This is a genomic window from Achromobacter sp. DH1f (assembly GCF_000633435.1).
Taxonomy (GTDB): domain Bacteria; phylum Pseudomonadota; class Gammaproteobacteria; order Burkholderiales; family Burkholderiaceae_B; genus Achromobacter; species Achromobacter deleyi.
Map to the genome: position 1 here is coordinate 450,854 of NZ_AYMF01000010.1, position 16,716 is coordinate 467,569.

Annotated in this window: 20 protein-coding genes; 11 read left to right on the plus strand and 9 right to left on the minus strand. The window is 66.4% G+C overall.

Annotation, left to right across the window (positions count from 1 at the left end):
• The first annotated feature begins 9 nt into the window (after positions 1 to 9).
• The 3 genes from U858_RS0109865 to U858_RS0109880 all read left to right on the plus strand — a co-directional run bounded on the left by U858_RS0109865 (position 10) and on the right by U858_RS0109880 (position 2,355).
• Positions 10 to 201, plus strand: a complete 192-nt coding sequence (locus U858_RS0109865) for a hypothetical protein (RefSeq protein WP_025136995.1) — start codon at positions 10 to 12, stop codon at positions 199 to 201.
• Between the two features lie 466 nt (positions 202 to 667).
• On the plus strand, positions 668 to 1,723 hold the full coding sequence (locus U858_RS0109875) for a sensor histidine kinase (protein ID WP_029953701.1): 1,056 nt from the start codon (positions 668 to 670) through the stop codon (positions 1,721 to 1,723).
• Positions 1,720 to 2,355, plus strand: a complete 636-nt coding sequence (locus U858_RS0109880) for a response regulator transcription factor (protein ID WP_025136997.1) — start codon at positions 1,720 to 1,722, stop codon at positions 2,353 to 2,355. The genes U858_RS0109875 and U858_RS0109880 overlap by 4 nt, the downstream gene beginning before the upstream one ends.
• Positions 2,356 to 2,363: 8 nt before the next feature.
• On the opposite strand, the gene U858_RS0109885 is transcribed toward U858_RS0109880, so the two are convergent.
• From U858_RS0109885 to U858_RS0109895, 3 genes are read right to left on the minus strand one after another with little or no spacing between them, the layout of a single operon-like run.
• Positions 2,364 to 3,434, minus strand: a complete 1,071-nt coding sequence (locus U858_RS0109885) for an ABC transporter substrate-binding protein (protein ID WP_029953703.1) — start codon at positions 3,432 to 3,434, stop codon at positions 2,364 to 2,366.
• Positions 3,424 to 4,827: a sensor histidine kinase gene (locus U858_RS0109890; RefSeq protein WP_025136999.1), complete on the minus strand. Its 1,404-nt coding sequence runs from the start codon at positions 4,825 to 4,827 to the stop codon at positions 3,424 to 3,426. Before U858_RS0109890 ends, U858_RS0109885 begins: the two co-directional genes overlap by 11 nt.
• Before the next feature lie 3 nt (positions 4,828 to 4,830).
• On the minus strand, positions 4,831 to 5,604 hold the full coding sequence (locus U858_RS0109895; protein WP_025137000.1) for a response regulator transcription factor: 774 nt from the start codon (positions 5,602 to 5,604) through the stop codon (positions 4,831 to 4,833).
• Between the two features lie 305 nt (positions 5,605 to 5,909).
• Here U858_RS0109895 and U858_RS0109900 point away from each other — a divergent pair, with 305 nt between their 5' ends.
• Positions 5,910 to 7,250 carry a CitMHS family transporter gene (locus U858_RS0109900; protein WP_025137001.1) on the plus strand — a complete coding sequence of 447 codons (1,341 nt, stop codon included), beginning with the start codon at positions 5,910 to 5,912 and terminating at the stop codon, positions 7,248 to 7,250.
• Between the two features lie 25 nt (positions 7,251 to 7,275).
• Entirely contained in the window at positions 7,276 to 8,016 is a 741-nt protein-coding gene (locus tag U858_RS0109905; protein WP_025137002.1) for an SDR family oxidoreductase, read from the plus strand.
• A 25-nt stretch (positions 8,017 to 8,041) separates the two neighbouring features.
• On the opposite strand, the gene U858_RS0109910 is transcribed toward U858_RS0109905, so the two are convergent.
• The 3 genes from U858_RS0109910 to U858_RS0109920 form a co-directional block, all read right to left on the minus strand.
• On the minus strand, positions 8,042 to 8,440 hold the full coding sequence (locus U858_RS0109910; RefSeq protein ID WP_029953706.1) for a hypothetical protein: 399 nt from the start codon (positions 8,438 to 8,440) through the stop codon (positions 8,042 to 8,044).
• 87 nt (positions 8,441 to 8,527) lie between these two features.
• Positions 8,528 to 8,803: a helix-turn-helix domain-containing protein gene (locus U858_RS0109915; RefSeq protein ID WP_025137003.1), complete on the minus strand. Its 276-nt coding sequence runs from the start codon at positions 8,801 to 8,803 to the stop codon at positions 8,528 to 8,530.
• Between the two features lie 96 nt (positions 8,804 to 8,899).
• Positions 8,900 to 9,826 carry a LysR family transcriptional regulator gene (locus U858_RS0109920; protein ID WP_025137004.1) on the minus strand — a complete coding sequence of 309 codons (927 nt, stop codon included), beginning with the start codon at positions 9,824 to 9,826 and terminating at the stop codon, positions 8,900 to 8,902.
• 123 nt (positions 9,827 to 9,949) lie between these two features.
• Here U858_RS0109920 and U858_RS0109925 point away from each other — a divergent pair, with 123 nt between their 5' ends.
• The 3 genes from U858_RS0109925 to U858_RS0109935 are packed head-to-tail and all read left to right on the plus strand — an operon-like array spanning position 9,950 to position 13,090.
• Complete coding sequence (locus U858_RS0109925) at positions 9,950 to 11,308, plus strand: MFS transporter (protein ID WP_025137005.1); 1,359 nt, start codon at positions 9,950 to 9,952, stop codon at positions 11,306 to 11,308.
• A gap of 2 nt (positions 11,309 to 11,310) precedes the next feature.
• Entirely contained in the window at positions 11,311 to 11,823 is a 513-nt protein-coding gene (locus tag U858_RS0109930) for a GAF domain-containing protein (protein ID WP_025137006.1), read from the plus strand.
• A 13-nt stretch (positions 11,824 to 11,836) separates the two neighbouring features.
• Positions 11,837 to 13,090: an amidohydrolase family protein gene (locus U858_RS0109935; protein WP_025137007.1), complete on the plus strand. Its 1,254-nt coding sequence runs from the start codon at positions 11,837 to 11,839 to the stop codon at positions 13,088 to 13,090.
• A 52-nt stretch (positions 13,091 to 13,142) separates the two neighbouring features.
• Here U858_RS0109935 and U858_RS0109940 read toward each other — a convergent pair whose 3' ends face one another.
• Together U858_RS0109940 and U858_RS0109945 are read right to left on the minus strand one after the other, a co-directional pair.
• Positions 13,143 to 13,907, minus strand: a complete 765-nt coding sequence (locus U858_RS0109940) for an SDR family oxidoreductase (protein WP_025137008.1) — start codon at positions 13,905 to 13,907, stop codon at positions 13,143 to 13,145.
• A 131-nt stretch (positions 13,908 to 14,038) separates the two neighbouring features.
• Complete coding sequence (locus U858_RS0109945; RefSeq protein WP_025137009.1) at positions 14,039 to 14,638, minus strand: LysE family translocator; 600 nt, start codon at positions 14,636 to 14,638, stop codon at positions 14,039 to 14,041.
• 181 nt (positions 14,639 to 14,819) lie between these two features.
• Here U858_RS0109945 and U858_RS0109950 point away from each other — a divergent pair, with 181 nt between their 5' ends.
• Complete coding sequence (locus tag U858_RS0109950; protein ID WP_025137010.1) at positions 14,820 to 15,170, plus strand: hypothetical protein; 351 nt, start codon at positions 14,820 to 14,822, stop codon at positions 15,168 to 15,170.
• 21 nt (positions 15,171 to 15,191) lie between these two features.
• Here the strand turns inward: U858_RS0109950 and U858_RS0109955 are convergent, their stop codons facing one another.
• Entirely contained in the window at positions 15,192 to 15,641 is a 450-nt protein-coding gene (locus U858_RS0109955; protein ID WP_025137011.1) for a hypothetical protein, read from the minus strand.
• A gap of 506 nt (positions 15,642 to 16,147) precedes the next feature.
• On the opposite strand from U858_RS0109955, the gene U858_RS0109965 reads away from it, so the two are divergent.
• A complete protein-coding gene (locus tag U858_RS0109965) occupies positions 16,148 to 16,351 on the plus strand; it encodes a cold-shock protein (RefSeq protein ID WP_025137012.1) in 204 nt (67 codons plus the stop codon).
• Between the two features lie 42 nt (positions 16,352 to 16,393).
• Positions 16,394 to 16,651: a hypothetical protein gene (locus U858_RS0109970; protein ID WP_025137013.1), complete on the plus strand. Its 258-nt coding sequence runs from the start codon at positions 16,394 to 16,396 to the stop codon at positions 16,649 to 16,651.
• The last annotated feature ends 65 nt before the right edge of the window (positions 16,652 to 16,716 follow it).

Below are 16,716 nucleotides of genomic sequence, written 5' to 3' on the forward strand. Positions count from 1 at the left end.
AGAATCCTCATGGAAAAGGCATTCGAGGAAATGCGCAAGTTCTCGCGCGACATGCATGAGTACGAATCCGAACGCATGGCGCGCCGCGGGGGCGATCTGCCCGATATCCCGGACGGCCCGCTGATTCCGCTGCGGCTGCTGGTGCCGATGCTGCTGGTCTGGACGTTGGGCGTGGGCGGCATCCTGTGCCTGCTGCCCTGATACGGTGAGGCATTGAAAAGGGCAAGACCGGTATGTCGGTCTTGCCCTTTTCGTTGGAGCGGATGAACGGTGGTGGCGTCGGGGAGGATAGGCCGTGCCGATCAGGCGCCGCCGTGCAGCATCCGGATCACGCCCAGCGCGATCCAGATGCCGACCAGCACGGCACCGCGTGCGATCCAGAGCGTCTTGATGGAAAGTTTCATGGGAGGCTGCCGATGAGCGGTGAAGGAAGGGCAGCACGGCCGCGCCGCCCGGGGGGTTGGAAAATTATAGAAACCGGCCCGGCGCGGCGCGAGGCGGGAATGGGGTGGCCGGCGTATACATTGGTATACGCCCGCTTTCCCGAGGTAGGCCGGGGCCTTGCCTATCTCTACAATGGCGTGTCGCGGCGCGCGGCGGCTATGCGCGGGCGTCGCTTTCCTACCAACAGGGTTGTCGCGCCATGTTCCAGCAGCCGGCCAGGTATTTGAAACAGCGCCCGGGCGCGGGTATTGCGCTGCTTGTCGTCCTGATGGCGGCGGTGTTCCTGGCCGATACCTTTACCCGGCTGGAAATCGCGGTGGCGGTGTTCTACGTGGCCGTGATCCTGGCCGCGTTCAGCTTCCTGCCCCGGCGCGGGGTGACCGTGGTGGCGGTGGCGTGCGCGGTGCTGACCCTGCTCAGCCTGTACCTGACGTCCAACGGCGGTGCGCTGCGCGAACTAGGGGTGATCAACGCATTGATCAGTATCGCGGCCATCGGCGTCACCGCGTACCTGGCCTTGAAGCGCGCAGCGGCGGAAGACGCCGCCTTCGAGGCCCGCTCGCAACTGGCCCGCATGGCCCGCATCCACAGCCTGGGGGAATTGACCGCGTCGATTGCCCACGAGATCAACCAGCCGCTGGCGGCCATCGCCACCAGCGGCAGCGCCTGCCAGCGCTGGCTGGAACATGACCCCCCGAACATCGAACGCGCCCTGCGCGCCTTGCAGCGCATGACCGATGACGTGACGCGCGCCAGCGAGGTGGTTGCGCGCATTCGCCGCGATGCCCGCAACGCCACGCCGCAGCGTGTGCGGCTGGACCTGGCCGACGTGATCGGCGACGTGCTGGAACTGGCCGGCGGCGAGTTGGGCAGCCACGAGGTGTCGTTGTCCACCCGTATCCAGGAACGCGTGCCCGCCGTGCTGGGGGACCGCGTGCAGCTGGGGCAGGTGGTGGTGAACCTGGTGCTGAACGCCATCGAAGCCATGCAGGACACCCCGGTGGGCGCGCGCCACCTGATCCTGCGCCTGGCCTTGCAGGAACCCGGGCTGGTGCAGTTTTCGCTGACCGACAGCGGGCCGGGCCTGAGCCCGCAGGCGCGCGAGCGCCTGTTCGACACCTTCTGGACCACCAAGCCGGACGGCACCGGCCTGGGCCTGACCATCAGCCGCGGCATCATCGAAGGCCATGGCGGCCGCTTGTGGGCCGAGCCCGCCGGGCGCGGCGGCGCGGTGTTCTGTTTCACGCTGCCGGCTGCCCCCGAGGAAGAATCACCATGAATGCATCCGCGCGCCTTGAACCCGCTACCGTCCATATCGTCGATGACGACGCCTCGCTGCGCGAGTCGCTGGAAGACCTGATGCATTCGGTCGGCCTGCCGGTGCGCGGCTACGGTTCGGTGCAGGAATTCCTGGATAGCGGTGCGGATGCCGGCCCCGGCTGCCTGGTGCTGGACGTACGCCTGCCGGGCCAGAGCGGCATGGACCTGCTGCGCCGCATGCAACAGGCGCAGCGGCGCCTGCCGGTGGTGATGATCACCGGCCATGGCGACATCCCGATGTCGGTGGCGGCCATGAAGCTGGGCGCCGTGGACTTCCTGACCAAGCCGTTTCGTGATCAGGACTTGCTGGATACGATCCACGCAGCGATCGAGCAAGACCGCGCGCAATTGGCCACCTTGACGGGGTCGCAAGAGGTGCGGGCGCGCTGGGACACGCTGACCGATGGCGAAAAGGCCGTGATGGAACGGGTGGTGCGCGGCATGCTGAACAAGCAGATCGCCGCTGAATTGAATGTCAGCGAGATCACCGTCAAGGTGCGGCGCGGGCGGGTGATGCGCAAGATGCAGGTGCGAACCCTGGCCGACCTGGTGCGGGCGGGCGGTCAGCTGGGGGGGCAGTTGGGCGGCTGAGCGGGCCGCTACCGAGGCTGTGCGGCGGCTCGCCACACATCCAGGAAGTGGCGTTTTTTCAGCGGGTCCAGGTAGACCAGCAAGCCCACGCCCAGCCCCACCGGCCGCACCCCCGCCGCCGGAATCACGGACGCGCCCACCGGCCGCATGCCGGATTGCCGCGCGACCATTTCTTGCCCGCGCGGCGACAGCAGGTAGTCCAGGAATCGGGCGCCCAGGTCCGCGCGCGGCGCCTGCCGCGGAATGATGGCCGAGCGCGACAGCATCAGGGTGTAGTCCTGCGGATAGATCACGGCCAGCGGCGCGCCTTGGGCGATGCGGTGGCGGGTATAGGATTCCAGCAGGTTGTAGGCCAGGGTGATCTCGCCGCGTTGCAGCTTGTCCAGGGCGTCTTCGGTCGATTCGTGCACGGCGACGCGGTTGCGGCCGAAGGCGGCCAGCAGGGCGCCGGCCAGGCTGTCCAGGCGCGCGTCCTGCGTGGCGGCCAGGTAACCGATGCCGCTGCCTTCCACGTCGTAGGTCGAGATCCGGCCGGCCAGCGGCTGGTCGGGCGCTTGCAGCAGCGCCAGCAGGTCGCGGCGGGTGCGCGGCGCGCGGGCGGCGTCCAGCTTGCGGGTGTCGTAGACCATCACGATGGGATCGGTGCCGATGCTGAAGACCTCATCGCGCCAGTTGGCCCAGGCGGGCAGGGCGCGCGTCTCGGGCGATACATGGGGCTGGGCATGGCCATCGTTGACCAGCTTGGTCTGCAAGTCCATGGCGCTGCTGATGATGAGGTCCGGGCCGGCTTTGGCAGCGGGCGCCTGGGACGCCCGCGCCACGGTGTCGCTGTACAGCGCCTGGGTCGACAGTTCCGTGTATTCCAGCCGCACGCCGGGATTGAGCCGGCTGAAGTCTTCCAGCACGCCGCGAAACACCTGCACGCTGTTGGACGCGTGCACCACCAGCACCTGCTTGCTCGCGGCGGGGCCCAGCGTCAGCCCGTCGCCGCTGGTTTCGACGGCCTGGCTGGCCGTGCCCAGCAGCAGGGCGGCGCAGGCGGCGGCCAGGCGGGCCAGGGTAGAGCGTCTAAGCGTCATGGCGTTTGACCGGCAGAATGACCTGGGCTTGCAAGCCGCCCTCGGGCCGGTTGCTCAGGCTGAGCCGGCCCTGGTGAATGTCGACCACGCGCTTGACGATCGACAGCCCCAGGCCCGCGCCTGGCGTGCGCGGATTGGGCCCACGCGAAAAACGTTCAAAGGCGCTGTGCGCCAATGCGGGCGCGATGCCGGGCCCGCAGTCGGAGACGGTGATGCGCCAGTGCCCGTCGTCAGGTTCCAGCCGGATGTCGATGTGTCCGTCCGTCGATGCGCCGTGACGCAGGGCGTTGTCGACCAGGTTCTTGAAGGCCTCGCGCAGCATCAGGCTGTCGCCGGGCACGCGGGCGGGCGGGGTGTTCGCGTCCGGCAGGTGCAGCCGCACATCGGGCTGCGGATCCGCCTGCGGCACGGTGTCGTACACCGCCTGGCTGAGCAGCTCGGCCAGGTCCACGGGTTCGAACCTGCGCAGGTTGCTGCGGTGAATGACACTGGCGTCGCTGAGCAGCTGGTTGACCAGCCGCGACAGCTTTTCGGCATTGCGCAGCACGGCCAGCAGGCTGCGGCGCTGTTCGGCCGGGTCTTCCTCGTCCAGCGCCACTTCCATCTGCGCATGCAGCGCCGCCAGCGGCGTGCGCAACTGGTGCGCCGCCTCGGCGATGAACAGGCGCAGCGTATCCAGGTTTTCCGACAGGCGCGCCATGAAGCCATCCAGCGAATGCACCAGCGTGTCGAGTTCTTCGGGCACCGGCGCCGCAATCGGATGCAGGTCCGACGCGCTGCGCCCGGCCAGTTCGCGTTCGATGCGCTGGATGGGCGACAGCGAACGGTGCAGGCCCCAATAGGCCAGCGCCAAGGCCGCGGCCGTAAAACCGATCAACGCCAGCGTGCCTTGCCACAGAATGCTGTCGGCCAGCGCATCGCGCGCCTCGCGCGTCTGCGCCACCTGGATGCGTGCGGCTTCGGTCGCGCGCGGGCCGGCCACCTTGCGCTCCATCCAGGCCACCCGCACCGGCTGGCCCTGGTAGCTGGCCGCATACAACTGCGGCGTATCGGCCGTGTCCGCACCGCGCGCAGGCGGCGCCGGCAAATCGGCATACCCGGAAATCAAGCCGCCATCGGCCGCCGCCACCCGGTAGAACACCCGGTCGCGCGGCGCCTGTTCCAGCAGCGCCAGCGCCGCATATGGCATGTCCATCTGCCAGTCGCCCTGCACCAGTTGCAGGCTGTCGGCCATCGACAGCACCGACGCGCGCAGCAACTGGTCATAGGTCGTGTCGGCCGTCTGCTGCGCATAGCCGCGCACCAGCAGATACAGCGCACCCAGCCCCGCCACGAACAGCGCCAGCAGCATCGCCAGCAAGCGACGGCGAACGGAGATGCGCCGGGGTTGCACGAATCAGTCTCGCGAAGGCTCGGGCAAGGGCGCCGATGCCGTCGCCGCACCCGGTGACGCCGAGTCGGTGTTGCGCAAGGGGGCCGTGTCGGCGGGGACCGCTCCAGCCCCGTCCACCGCCGTCAGCAGATACCCCGTGCCCCGCTGCGTCTCGATCCGCAATGGCGACCCTTCCAGCTTCTTGCGCAGCCGCGCGATATAGACCTCGATCGCATTCGGCGCCGCGTCGTCATCGAACGCAAACAGCTTGTTCGCGATCTCGGACTTGCTCACCGCCCGGTTCATGCCCGCCAGCAAAATCTCAAGCAGGCTGTATTCACGCTTGGGCAATTCAATCCGCTGCCCCGCCAGGCTGACATGCCGCGCTGCGCTATCGATCACCAGTTCCCCAAACCGCAACACCCCCGCCGCCTGCGCACTGGGCCGCCGCAACAACGCCCGGCACCGCGCTTCCAGCTCACGAAAATCAAACGGCTTGGCCAGGTAATCATCGGCCCCTGTATCCAGCGCGTGTACCCGATCCTCAATATCGATCCGCGCCGTCAACGCCAACACCGGCGTCTTGCTGCCCCGGTCCCGCAACCGATGCAACACATCAAACCCCGACATCCGCGGCAACCCGATATCCAGAATCACCAGATCAAAGGTCTCGTACTGCAACACACCATCCGCACTGAGCCCATCACCCTGAAAATCCACGGCATGCCCGAGCCGCCGCAATCGTCGCACGAGCGCGTCGGCCAAATCTTCATCATCTTCAATAACGAGTATCCGCATCCCCAAATTGTCGCATGCCCCCCACCGCCGACCCCCGCCCGACCAGCCACCAGCCAACGTTCAATCTGTCACAAAAATCCCCAAACTCACACCCCCAGCACCGAGCACCACACGACCCCCGCAAGCGCGCAGCGACCACCCCGGACGGCCTACATACCTACCACTCCCACCAGCAACAATCCCCAACCCGCCCCGACCCCAATATTTCCGACAGGTTCCAGACAGCTTTTCTTCCTAGTCTTGCGCCCCAGCGCCTTGCAAGCCAAGGCCGCACATAACAACGACTAGTCGGAGATACCCCCCTCATGCTTCTGACCCTGCTCGGCTTCGGCATGGTGATCACGTTCATGACGCTGATCATGACCAAGCGCCTGTCGCCCCTGGTTGCCCTGATTCTCGTGCCCATCATCTTTGCCCTGCTCGGCGGCTTCGGCGCCGGCATCGACAAAATGATGCTCGACGGCATCCGCAAGATCGCGCCCACCGGCGTCATGCTGATGTTCGCCATTCTCTACTTCGGCGTCATGATCGACGCCGGCCTGTTCGACCCCATCGTCGGCCGCATCCTGCGCGCCGTCAAAGGCGACCCCCTGAAGATCGTCGTCGGCACCACCGTTTTGGCGCTCGTCATCTCGCTGGACGGCGATGGTTCGACCACCTACATGATCGTCGTCGCCTCCATGCTGCCGCTGTACCGGCGCCTGAAGATGAACGCCCTGTCCATGACCTGCCTGGCCATGCTTGCCAGCGGCGTCATGAACCTGACGCCGTGGGGCGGCCCCACCGCGCGCGCCGCCAGCGCCCTGCACGTGGATGCCGGCGACATCTTCGTGCCGCTCGTACCCGTCATGGGCGTGGCCATTGTTGCCATTCTGATCCTGGCCTTCTTCCTGGGCCTGCGCGAGCGCCGCCGCCTGGGCGTGCTGGCCCTGCCGGAAGGCGCCTCGCTGCATGCCGGCTACGACGAAGACGGCCCCAAGAATTTGCCCGAGATCGAAGTCGACCATGACCTGCGCCGCCCCAAGCTGTTGTGGGTCAACGCCGGCCTGACCCTGGCCCTGATGGTCAGCCTGGTGCTGGGCGTGCTGCCGCTGCCCGTGCTGTTCATGATCGCCTTCGCCATTGCGCTGATCATCAACTACCCGAACCTGGCCGAACAGCGCCGCCGCGTGGCGCAACACGCCGGTAACGTGCTGTCGGTGGTGTCGCTGATTTTCGCGGCGGGCATCTTCACCGGCATCCTGTCCGGCACCGGCATGGTCGAAGCCATGTCGCGCAGCCTGCTGGCCGTGATTCCCGACGCGCTCGGCCCCTACCTGGCCGGCATCACCGCGCTGGTCAGCCTGCCGTTCACCTTCTTCATGTCCAACGACGCCTTCTACTTCGGCGTGCTGCCCATCCTGAGCGAAGCCGCCCAGGGCTACGGCATCACCCCCGTGGAAATGGCGCGCGCGTCCCTGATTGGCCAGCCCGTGCACTTGCTCAGTCCGCTGGTGCCGTCCACCTACCTGCTGGTGGGCCTGGCCGGCGTGGAATTCGGCGACCACCAGCGCTATTCGCTCAAGTGGGCCACGCTGGTCTGCCTGGTGATGCTGGCGGCCGCCCTGGCATTCGGTCTGTTCCCCCTGGTCGGCGCCGTCGCCTGACCTGTTTCTTCAAAGGAGGTCGTTCATGGCTTTGCGCATTGCTTACGTCACCAGCGGAATGGGCCACACGGGCACCGCGATCTGCCAGGCGCTGCACCACGCGGGGCACCGCGTCGTCGCCGGCTGCGGACCGCGCTCGTCACGCAAGGATCATTGGCTGAAGGAACAGAAGTCGCTGGGCTACGACTTCATCGCGTCCGAAGGCGACGCCACCGACTGGGTCTCGACCGAGGCCGCCTTTGCCAAGGTGCGCCGCGAGGTCGGCGACATCGACGTGCTGGTCAACAACGCCGGCGCGATGCTGGACATGCGCTTTCGCCAGATGAGCCATGCCGACTGGTCGGCGGTGCTGCGCAGCAACCTGGACACGCTGTTCAACAGCACCAAGCAAGTGGTCGACAGCATGGCCGACCGCGGCTGGGGCCGCATCATCAACATCGGTTCGGTGGCCGCCGAGAAGGGCCAGATCGGCCAGATCAACTACGCCACGGCCAAGGGTGCCGTCATCGGCTTCACCCGGTCGCTGGCGCAGGAAGTGGCCGCGCGCGGTGTGACCGTCAACCTGGTGTCGCCCGGCTTCATCGCCGACGATACCGTCAAGGCGTTTCCGCCCGCGCTGCTGGACCGCATCATCGAAAGCGTGCCGGTGGGCCGGCTGGGCACAGCCAAAGACCTGGCCGGGCTGTGCGCCTGGCTGGCCTCGGACGAGGCGGCGTTCGTGACCGGCGCCAACTACGCCATCAATGACGGCGTGTACATGAGCTAGGGCTCGGGGCCTGCGCCCGCAGGCTCTATTGGCCCCGGCTACGCAGGAAGTCGGGGATCGAGTTGGCGGTACGCTTGCAGTCCGCCAGCCATTCCACGCGCCACTCGGTGATGCGTTCGACGGTGACATGCTCGAACACACCCGGCGTCGGCTCGCCGATGCATTCCCGTTGCCGCACCAGCACCAGCGGATGCTCGGCGCCCGGCGTTTCATCCGCGCATTCGGCGGCGTCTTCGAAGGTGGCAAAGGCGTAGTAATAATCATCGCCCTCGTGCAGGTCTTCACCGCCGGCATGGGGATGCACCCACACCCGGTATTCCAGCACGTCGTCATAGAAATAGCCGCCGCCCGAATGGGTCAGGGCGGGGTATTCGCCGACCAGGTCGGGGTCGATGGCGGCGGGATAGGCGGGCTGGGACGTCATGGTGGGGCTGGGGGTAGAGATCGCGGGATGACGAGTGTAATCGGCGCTTCAGCGTTGCCTCGTTACCGAGCCGTGCATTTGTCTGTTTTACACGTCGATTTGATCGAATTGGATACCCAGCGCAGCAGCGATCCGCTCGCGCGTGCTTCGTCTGGGGTTGGCACCCGGTGCTTCCATCGCGGCGTAGCTGGGTTGTCTTATGCCCAGACGAATCGCCATGTCGGTTTGGGTCACTCCCAGGTATTCGCGCCAGGCACGTGCGATGCTCCAGCCGTTGCCACTCATCAGCATGACGACTTCGTGCGGAATCGTACCGTCGGCGGGAATGTGTCCCACAGGAATAGTCGGAGAGTTCTTTCGCATGCCATCACGTTCCGGTAGAAGCCTGGCTTCATATTTACGTGGACCTACCGGCAGGCGCAAGGCGGCGCAAGTCTTACAGGACGATGTCCGGTGTATTTACGTCGCATTCTCCCCGCTCGCAAACATGTCCACCAGCGTCTGTCTCAGCCAGCGCTGCGCCGGCACGGTGTCGTTGCGTTGATGCCAGAACAGGCTCAGGATCCGCGGCGGGGCGTGCAGGGGCAGCGGCATGGTGTGCAGGTAGGGCGCATGCGGCGATTGCGCGCCCAGGTTGCGCGGCAGCACGGCCAGCATGTCGGAATGGCGCACCATCTCGTAGGCGACGCCATAGTGGTTGACGGTGGCCACCACGTTGCGTGACAGGCCGCGTGCGGCCAGGTAGATGTCGTAGGACGGCAAGGCGGTGCCGGCCAGGCTGACGTCGACGTGGCGCGCCGCCAGGAAGGCGCGGGTGCTCAGGCGCTTCATGGCGGCCAGCGGATGGCCGGCGCGCATGAAGCAGGCATAGTCCACCCGCCACAACGAGCGCGAGCGGATGTGGTTGGCGTGCTGGGCTTCGTTCACGTAGACGCTCAGCACGCAGTCGACGCGGTTGTCTTCGAGCTGGTCGGCGATGTTCAGGACGGTATTGGGCATCGTGCGCACGCGCGCCAGCGGGGCCACTTGCGCCAGATGGTTGCACAGGCGCGGCATGACGACGCCGGCGGTGTAGTCGGACATCGACAGGCTGAATTCCACCGAAGCCAGGGCCGGGTCGAAGGCTTGCGCGTCCAGGGCGCCGCGCATACGGCCCAGGGCTTCGCCCAGCTCGGCCCACAGCACGGCGGCGCGCTGGGTCGGCATGACGCCGTTGCCGGACCGCACGAACAGCGGGTCTTGCAGCCCGTCGCGCAAGCGGGCCAGCGCGTTGCTGACGGCCGGCTGGGTCATGAACAACGCATTGGCGGCGCGCGTGACGCTGCCTTCCGTCATCAGGGCTTCGAACACCTTGAGCAGGTTCAGGTCGAGTGTACGGAAGGTCATGGCAGGTCATTCACATTGGTGATGCAGGGCATCATAACTATAAATTGGTGCGATAAAACCACGCGTGCCTATCATGCGTTCTCTCATCCAGTACGGCCCAAGCCGTCGACCAAGGGGAACCGCATGTCCATGATTTCGGGACGCATCGAGCGTCTGCCGTTCGCGCATTTCCATAGACACCTGCTGCTGATGGGCGGGTTGGGCTACATGTTCGATGCCATGGACGCCGCGGTGCTGGCGTTCATCCTGCCGGTGCTGCGCAAGACCTGGGAACTGTCCAGCGTGCAGATCGGCCTGCTGGGCAGCAGTACCTATATCGGCTTCTTCTTTGGCGCCTTGCTGGCCGGCACCTTGGGCGACCTGATCGGACGTCGGACCGTGATGATCTGGGCGCTGGCGCTGTACTGCGTCGCCTCGCTGGTCAGCGCCTTCGTGAACAGCTGGCCGCCGTTCTTTGCCGCGCGCATCGTGGCGGGCATCGGCACCGGCGCCGAAAGCGCCATCATCGCGCCGTACCTGGCCGAATTCGTGGCCCGGCGGTTTCGCGGCAGTTTCACGGGATCGCTGGCGGGCTTTTTCTCGTTCGGGTTCGTGGCGGCGGCGTTGCTGGGGTATTTCATCGTGCCGGCGCACGATGAGGGCTGGCGCATGGTGCTGGTGATCACGGCGCTGCCGGTGGTGATGCTGCTGTGGTGGCGTCGGGCGCTGCCCGAGTCGCCGCGCTGGCTGGAAAGCCGGGGGCGCACGGACGAGGCCTCGCGCATCCTGGAAAAAATCGAAGCCGATTTCGCACGGCGGGGCCATACGCTGGCCGCACCGCAACCCGAACCGGCCGGGGCGACCGGCAAGAGCGGCACGCTGCGCGAGAACTTCATGCTGCTGCTGGCCGGACGCCAGGCCCGCATCACCATCATGACGTGGATCATGTGGCTGTCGATCACGTTCAGCTACTACTCGTTCTTCGTGTGGATTCCGGGCCTGCTGGTCGAGACCGGCATGAGCATCACCAAGAGCTTCTCGTATTCGCTGGCGATCTATTGCGCGCAGGTGCCGGGTTACTTCAGCGCCGCCTGGTTCAACGAGAAGATCGGGCGCCAGGCCACGATCGCCACCTACATGCTGCTGGGCGGGGCCAGTGCGCTGGGCCTGGCGTTTTCCAGCAGCAACGAGCAGATCATGCTGGCCGGCATCTGCATGTCGTTCTTCATGAACGGCACCTATGCCGGCGTTTACGCCTACACCGCCGAGGTCTTCCCGACGGCCGTGCGGACCACCGGTGCAGGCCTGGCGTCGGCCATCGGGCGGGTCGGCGCAATCGTGTCGCCGATCCTGGTGGGCTATCTGTATCCGAATTTCGGTTTCATGGGGGTATTCGGCATCACGACCATCGTGCTGCTGCTGGGTGCCGCCGTGGTCGTGTTGATGGGCGTGCCGACCCGAGGCCGCTCGCTCGAGGAAATCGCCGCTGGAGAAGCACAATGAAGATGACCCGCACAAGCCCGCCGGCACCGGTGGCGCCCGAACTGGACGCCGTGGCAAGCGCCCATGCCGCCACCGATCAGCCGCAGGCGGTATTCGCCGCCGTCGATCGCGCGCTGGCCGCGCAGATCGGCCACCGGCTGTTCACCATCCTGGCCTACGACCCCGACACGGCGCTGGCGACGCGCCTGTATTCCAACCTGCCCGATGCCTACCCGGCCGGCGGCAGCAAGACCGTGGCGCAGGGGCCGTGGACCGAAGCGGTGCTGGATCGTGGCGAAGCCTATATCGGGCACACGCTGGACGACCTGCGGCAGGTGTTTTCGGACCACGCGCTGATCGATTCCCTGGGCTGCCAGAGCGTGCTGAACATGCCGATCCGCTGGCGCGGCCGCACGCTCGGGTCGCTGAACCTGCTGCACGCAGCCCATTGGTACGGCCCCGCCGACGCTGCCGCGTGTCGCCCGTATGCGCAACTGGCGCTGCCGGCGGTGCTGCCGGCATTACTCACCCTTTGATCGCGGGAACCTCATGCAAACCCTATTGTTCAAGAACGCCGCATTGCTGGACCCGGCCCGGGCAGAATTGCAGGGCGATCACGACGTGCTGGTGGAAGACGGCCTCATCAAGGAAGTGTCCGACCGACCCTTGCAGGCCGCCTCGGCGCGGGTGATCGACCTGAAGGGCAAGACCCTGATGCCCGGCCTGATCGACCTGCACGTGCATGTGATCGCGGTGGAACTGAACCTGGCGCAGCAGGTGTACATGCCCAACGTGCTGGTCACGTTCCGGTCGGCGCCGATCCTGCGCGGCATGCTGCGGCGCGGCTTCACGACGGTGCGCGATGCCGGTGGCGCGGGTCACGCGTTCAAGCAGGCGGTCGAGCTGGGGCTGGTGCAGGGGCCGCGGCTGTTCGTGTCCGGCCGTGCGCTCAGTCAGACCGGCGGCCATGGCGACATGCGGGCCCGCAGCGATTTCCTGAACGACGATTCACCGTGTCCGTGCTGCGTGCGGGTCGGGGCGTTGGCGCGGGTGGCGGACGGGGTGGACGCGGTGCGCCGCGCCGTCCGCCAGGAACTGCAGATGGGCGCGGACCAGATCAAGATCATGGCGTCGGGCGGCGTGGCCTCGCCGACCGACCCGGTGGGCGCGTGGGGCTATTCCGAAGACGAGATCCGCGCCATCGTGGCCGAGGCGCGCGGTCGCCAGACCTATGTGCTGGCCCATGCCTACACCGCCGAAGCCATCGCCCGCGCGGTGCGTTGCGGCGTGCGCACCATCGAGCACGGCAACCTGGTCGATGCCGAAACGGCACGATTGATGGCACAAAGCCAGGCTTACGCGGTGCCGACGCTGGTGACCTACGAAGCGCTGGCCAGCGAGGGCGGCGACTTCGGCCTGCCGCCGGAAAGCGTGGCCAAGATTTCGCAGGTGCGCGATGCGGGGCTGCGCTCGCTGGAGATCTACCGCGATGCGGGCGTGAAGATGGGTTACGGCAGCGACCTGCTGGGGCCGTCGCAGCGCTTGCAGAGCGACGAATTCCGCCTGCGCGCCGAGGTGTTGGGGGCGCAGGCCGTGATCGCCAGCGCGACGCAGGTGGGCGCCGAGGTGCTGGGCATGCAGGGCAAGCTGGGCTGCATCGCGCCGGGGGCCATGGCCGACCTGCTGGTGGTCGATGGTGACCCGCTGCGCGACGTGTCGTGCCTGTTGGGCCAGGGCGAACGGATTCCGCTGGTGGTGCAGGGCGGCAAGGTGCAGTTCGACGACCTGCGCCTGGCGGCCTGATAGGGCACAGACCCGCCGCACCCGCCCGTGGCGGAGCGGCGGGCGGTGGCTGTCAGCCGCGGTTGATCGACACCCCGCCATCCACCAGCAACGCCGTACCTGTCGTGAAGCTGGACGCGTCCGAGGCCAGGTACAGCGCTGACCGCGCGATTTCGGCGGGCGTGGCCAGCCGTTTGAGCGCGTGCAGGCTTTCGACGTAGTGGCGCGCTTCGGGCGTATTCATCGAGGCGCGGCCCATGGGCGTATCGGTGCCGCCGGGCAGCAGGGCATTGGCGCGGATGCCCTGCGCGCCATATTCCGCCGCAATGACCTGCGTCAGTCCGATCAGGCCGGCCTTGCTGGCCGCATAGGCCCCCATGCCGGGAAAGCCGGCCGTGTGGCCGACGAACGTGGACGTGAAGATCAACGAGCCGCCGCCACGGCCGAGCAAGGCGGGAATCTGGTGGCGCGCGCCGAGAAAGGCGCTGGTGAGGTTGGTGTCCAGGATCTCGCGCCAGGCCTCGGGCGAGACCTCGTGCACGGGTGTCGCGTCGCCGGTCATGCCGGCATTGTTGAAGGCGATATCCAGCCCGCCGAAGCGGTCCAGGGCGGTGGCTACCGCGGCTTGTGCCAGCGCATCGTCGCGCACGTCGCCGGCCAGCGCCGCGGCATGCGTGCCCATGGCTTCGATGTCGGCCACCAGCTTGTCCAGTTCGGCTTGCCGCCGCGCCACCAGCACGAGCCGCGCGCCTTCGCGCGCAAACAGCTTTGCCGTTTCATAGCCGATTCCGGAACTGGCGCCCGTGATGATGGCAACTTTGCCAGCCAATTGATGCATGATCGATCCTTGAGGGAGGTTGACCCTGGAACGATAGGCATCGCCGCGCGCGCGGGCTATCCGGTTCTTGCGCTTGCTGGCGCTTTCGCGGCCCGTTCTTGCGCCCGGGGTCTTGCGCCTACTTCTTGCGCCTACTTGAAGACCGACCAGGCCACCGTGACCGAAAACGCGCCCAGCACGATCGAGGCCGCACGCTGCATCCGGGCCGGGTCGATTCCCTTGAGCCGCTCGCCGCCCAGCATGGCGCCGAACAGCACCCAGCCCAGGCCGATGGGGACCAGCAGCATGGAGAACACGGCCATGCAGATGGCATAGCCGCTCAAGCTGGTGAACGCCGCCGCGGGAAAGATCGTGCTGGCGAACAGGATGCCCTTGGGATTGAGCAAGGTGGCCGTGAACAGGGTGCGCAGGCCGATGACCTGTTGCGCGGCCGATGGCACGGCACGCGCCGCATGCCACATGCGCCAGGCCAGCCAGGCGATGTACACGCTGCTGGCGATGCGCACTGCCGTCGGCAGCCACGGCACGATCTGCGCGGCCTGGCCCAGAAAACGTCCCCAGACCGTGATCGACACCAGATAGCCGGCCAATTCGGCACCCGTCAGCCGCGCCGAGCGGGCAAAGCCTTGACGCAGGCCGGCCGCGGCCAACAGGGTATTGGTGGGGCCGGGCATGGCCAGCACCAGAGCGATGCCGGCCACGAAAAGGCTGAGTGCCGAGACTGAAAACATGGGGCGATAGGGGAAGGGGCAACGGGCCGTCTTGTAGCACGCGCGCCAAGGCGGCGGCAACTGCGGGACCGCCGCGATAGGGCGGTCGCAAGCGGGCAGCTGCGACAGGACCGTCGCAAGAGGACAGCCCCAGCCGCTCGTGCCAAAATCGGGTCTTCGTGTCCAGGACCAGGAAAATGCCATGCCGATCGGGTCGTGCCGCGCCTTGGGCGCATGCGTGATGGCGCTGTCGCTGCTTGCCGCCTGCAGCAAGAAAGTGGAATATCCGGCCGAGGTGCAGCGCGCCACCTATGGGTCCTGCGTGCAAGCCTTCAAGGCCAAGGCGCCCGCGGACCTGGGCAATGTCGATGCGAAGGCCAAGGGCTATTGCCAATGCGTGCTGGACGGCCTGCAGGCCAAGGTGCCGTTGCAGGATTTCCAGCGCTACGAACAGCTGCTGATCAGCGCCGGCCCCGCCGCCGAGCGCGAGCGGCTGGAAAAGGCGGTGGTAGCGGTGGCCGATGTCTGCCTGAAGCGGCTGCCGACGTTCTGACGCGCTCGCGTCGCAGACTGGCTAGCGCGCCAGTTTCATGGAAACGTCGGTATGGGTGCCACGATCGAGGTCGGCGCCCAGCGGCATGCTGCATTCGGGCAGCGTGAGCAGTTCGCGGCCGATTTCACCGGCTTCGATGCGACGCGCGATGTCGTCCAGCAGCAGGGTGCGCGTGGCGAAGCCCTGGCCCTGCAGGTTCCGGGCATTCAAGCGGTACGCCAGGTTGGGCTCGCTGCCCTTCATGATGCCCAGGTCGAGAATCTGCCCATGTTCATTGCGGATCAGCAGATGGTCGGGGCGCGCGTAGATGCGGTAGATGCGCCAGGGCGATGAGATCGCAGCGTGGCTGGGCCGGGCATCCGCGTGTGATGCGTTGCGTGGCGTTCCGCCCGGCGGCGGGCTCGAGGCGCTGGGCAGCAGTTTGACGCAAGCGTTGGCGAAGCGCGCGACAGAACGCCTGAACGCGCTCACGTGAGCGCTGCCGGTAGCGCGCGGACGGGGCGAGGGAAGTCGTAAAGAGGGAAGTCGTAATAAGAGGGCGTCGAAAACTGCGAATCGTGCGAGTGCTGCTGCGGCTGCTTGTTCATGGCCGTGCTCCTGGGCATGGCGATGCGGCGAGGGACGCGCGTTCAAGCACCATCCTTGCAGGATACGCGCTTTGCCGCGGGGCCGTATGAAAAAGCCCCGGGTGTAACGCATAAAGACGCTTTAACGCATGAATAACGTGATTTCTTCGGGATATAAGGCCGCTTTTGCGCGAAAAGCAGGCAATAGATGCGACCAGATCCAATAAGGGTGGTAATTGGAAACGCCGATTGACATAAGTTGCCCCTGCACCCATAGTGGACTTGAAGCTTTTCGAGCATCGTGATTTTCGTCCGGTCTTGCTCCCCCACTGCGGGGCGCTTCATTGTTCGCAGTCCTTTCCTTGACAGGCTCAATTCGCGGGCGCTGCCCGCTATTTAAAGGAAGGGATTATGGAAACCGGAATCGTCAAATGGTTCAACGATGCCAAGGGCTTTGGCTTCATCATGCCCGAGAACGGCGGCAAGGATTTGTTTGCCCACTTTTCGGAAATCGTGAGCGACGGCCACAAGGTGCTGCTTGAAAACCAGCGCGTCAGCTACGTTACGGCCCAGGGCGCCAAAGGCCCCCACGCCACGCAAATCCGCACCTTGTGAATGAAGGCCCCATGGGGCCTTTTGATCAATGACGGGAGGCTTATGCTTCACAACAACATGGTTTACAAGGGCTACCGCCTGACTGCCGCGGTGTCGCGCATTTCGGTAGGCGGTTCGAGCCGGCCTGCTTTCACTGCCACCGTGGCCGTGGAACTCGCGGGTGATCAGGATCGTCTTGGCGAACCCTATGTCGTGCCGCTGTTCGCATCGGGCGGCTTCGTGTCCAGCCCGGGCATGGCGGTGGACGCCGCGATCAATCATGGCCGCACCGTGGTCGACGCGCATGCCAGACCGGCATGAACGCTAGCGCGGGCGCTGCGCCACCCCGGCGCATGCGCATTGAGGTAACCCAATCAACATGGCCG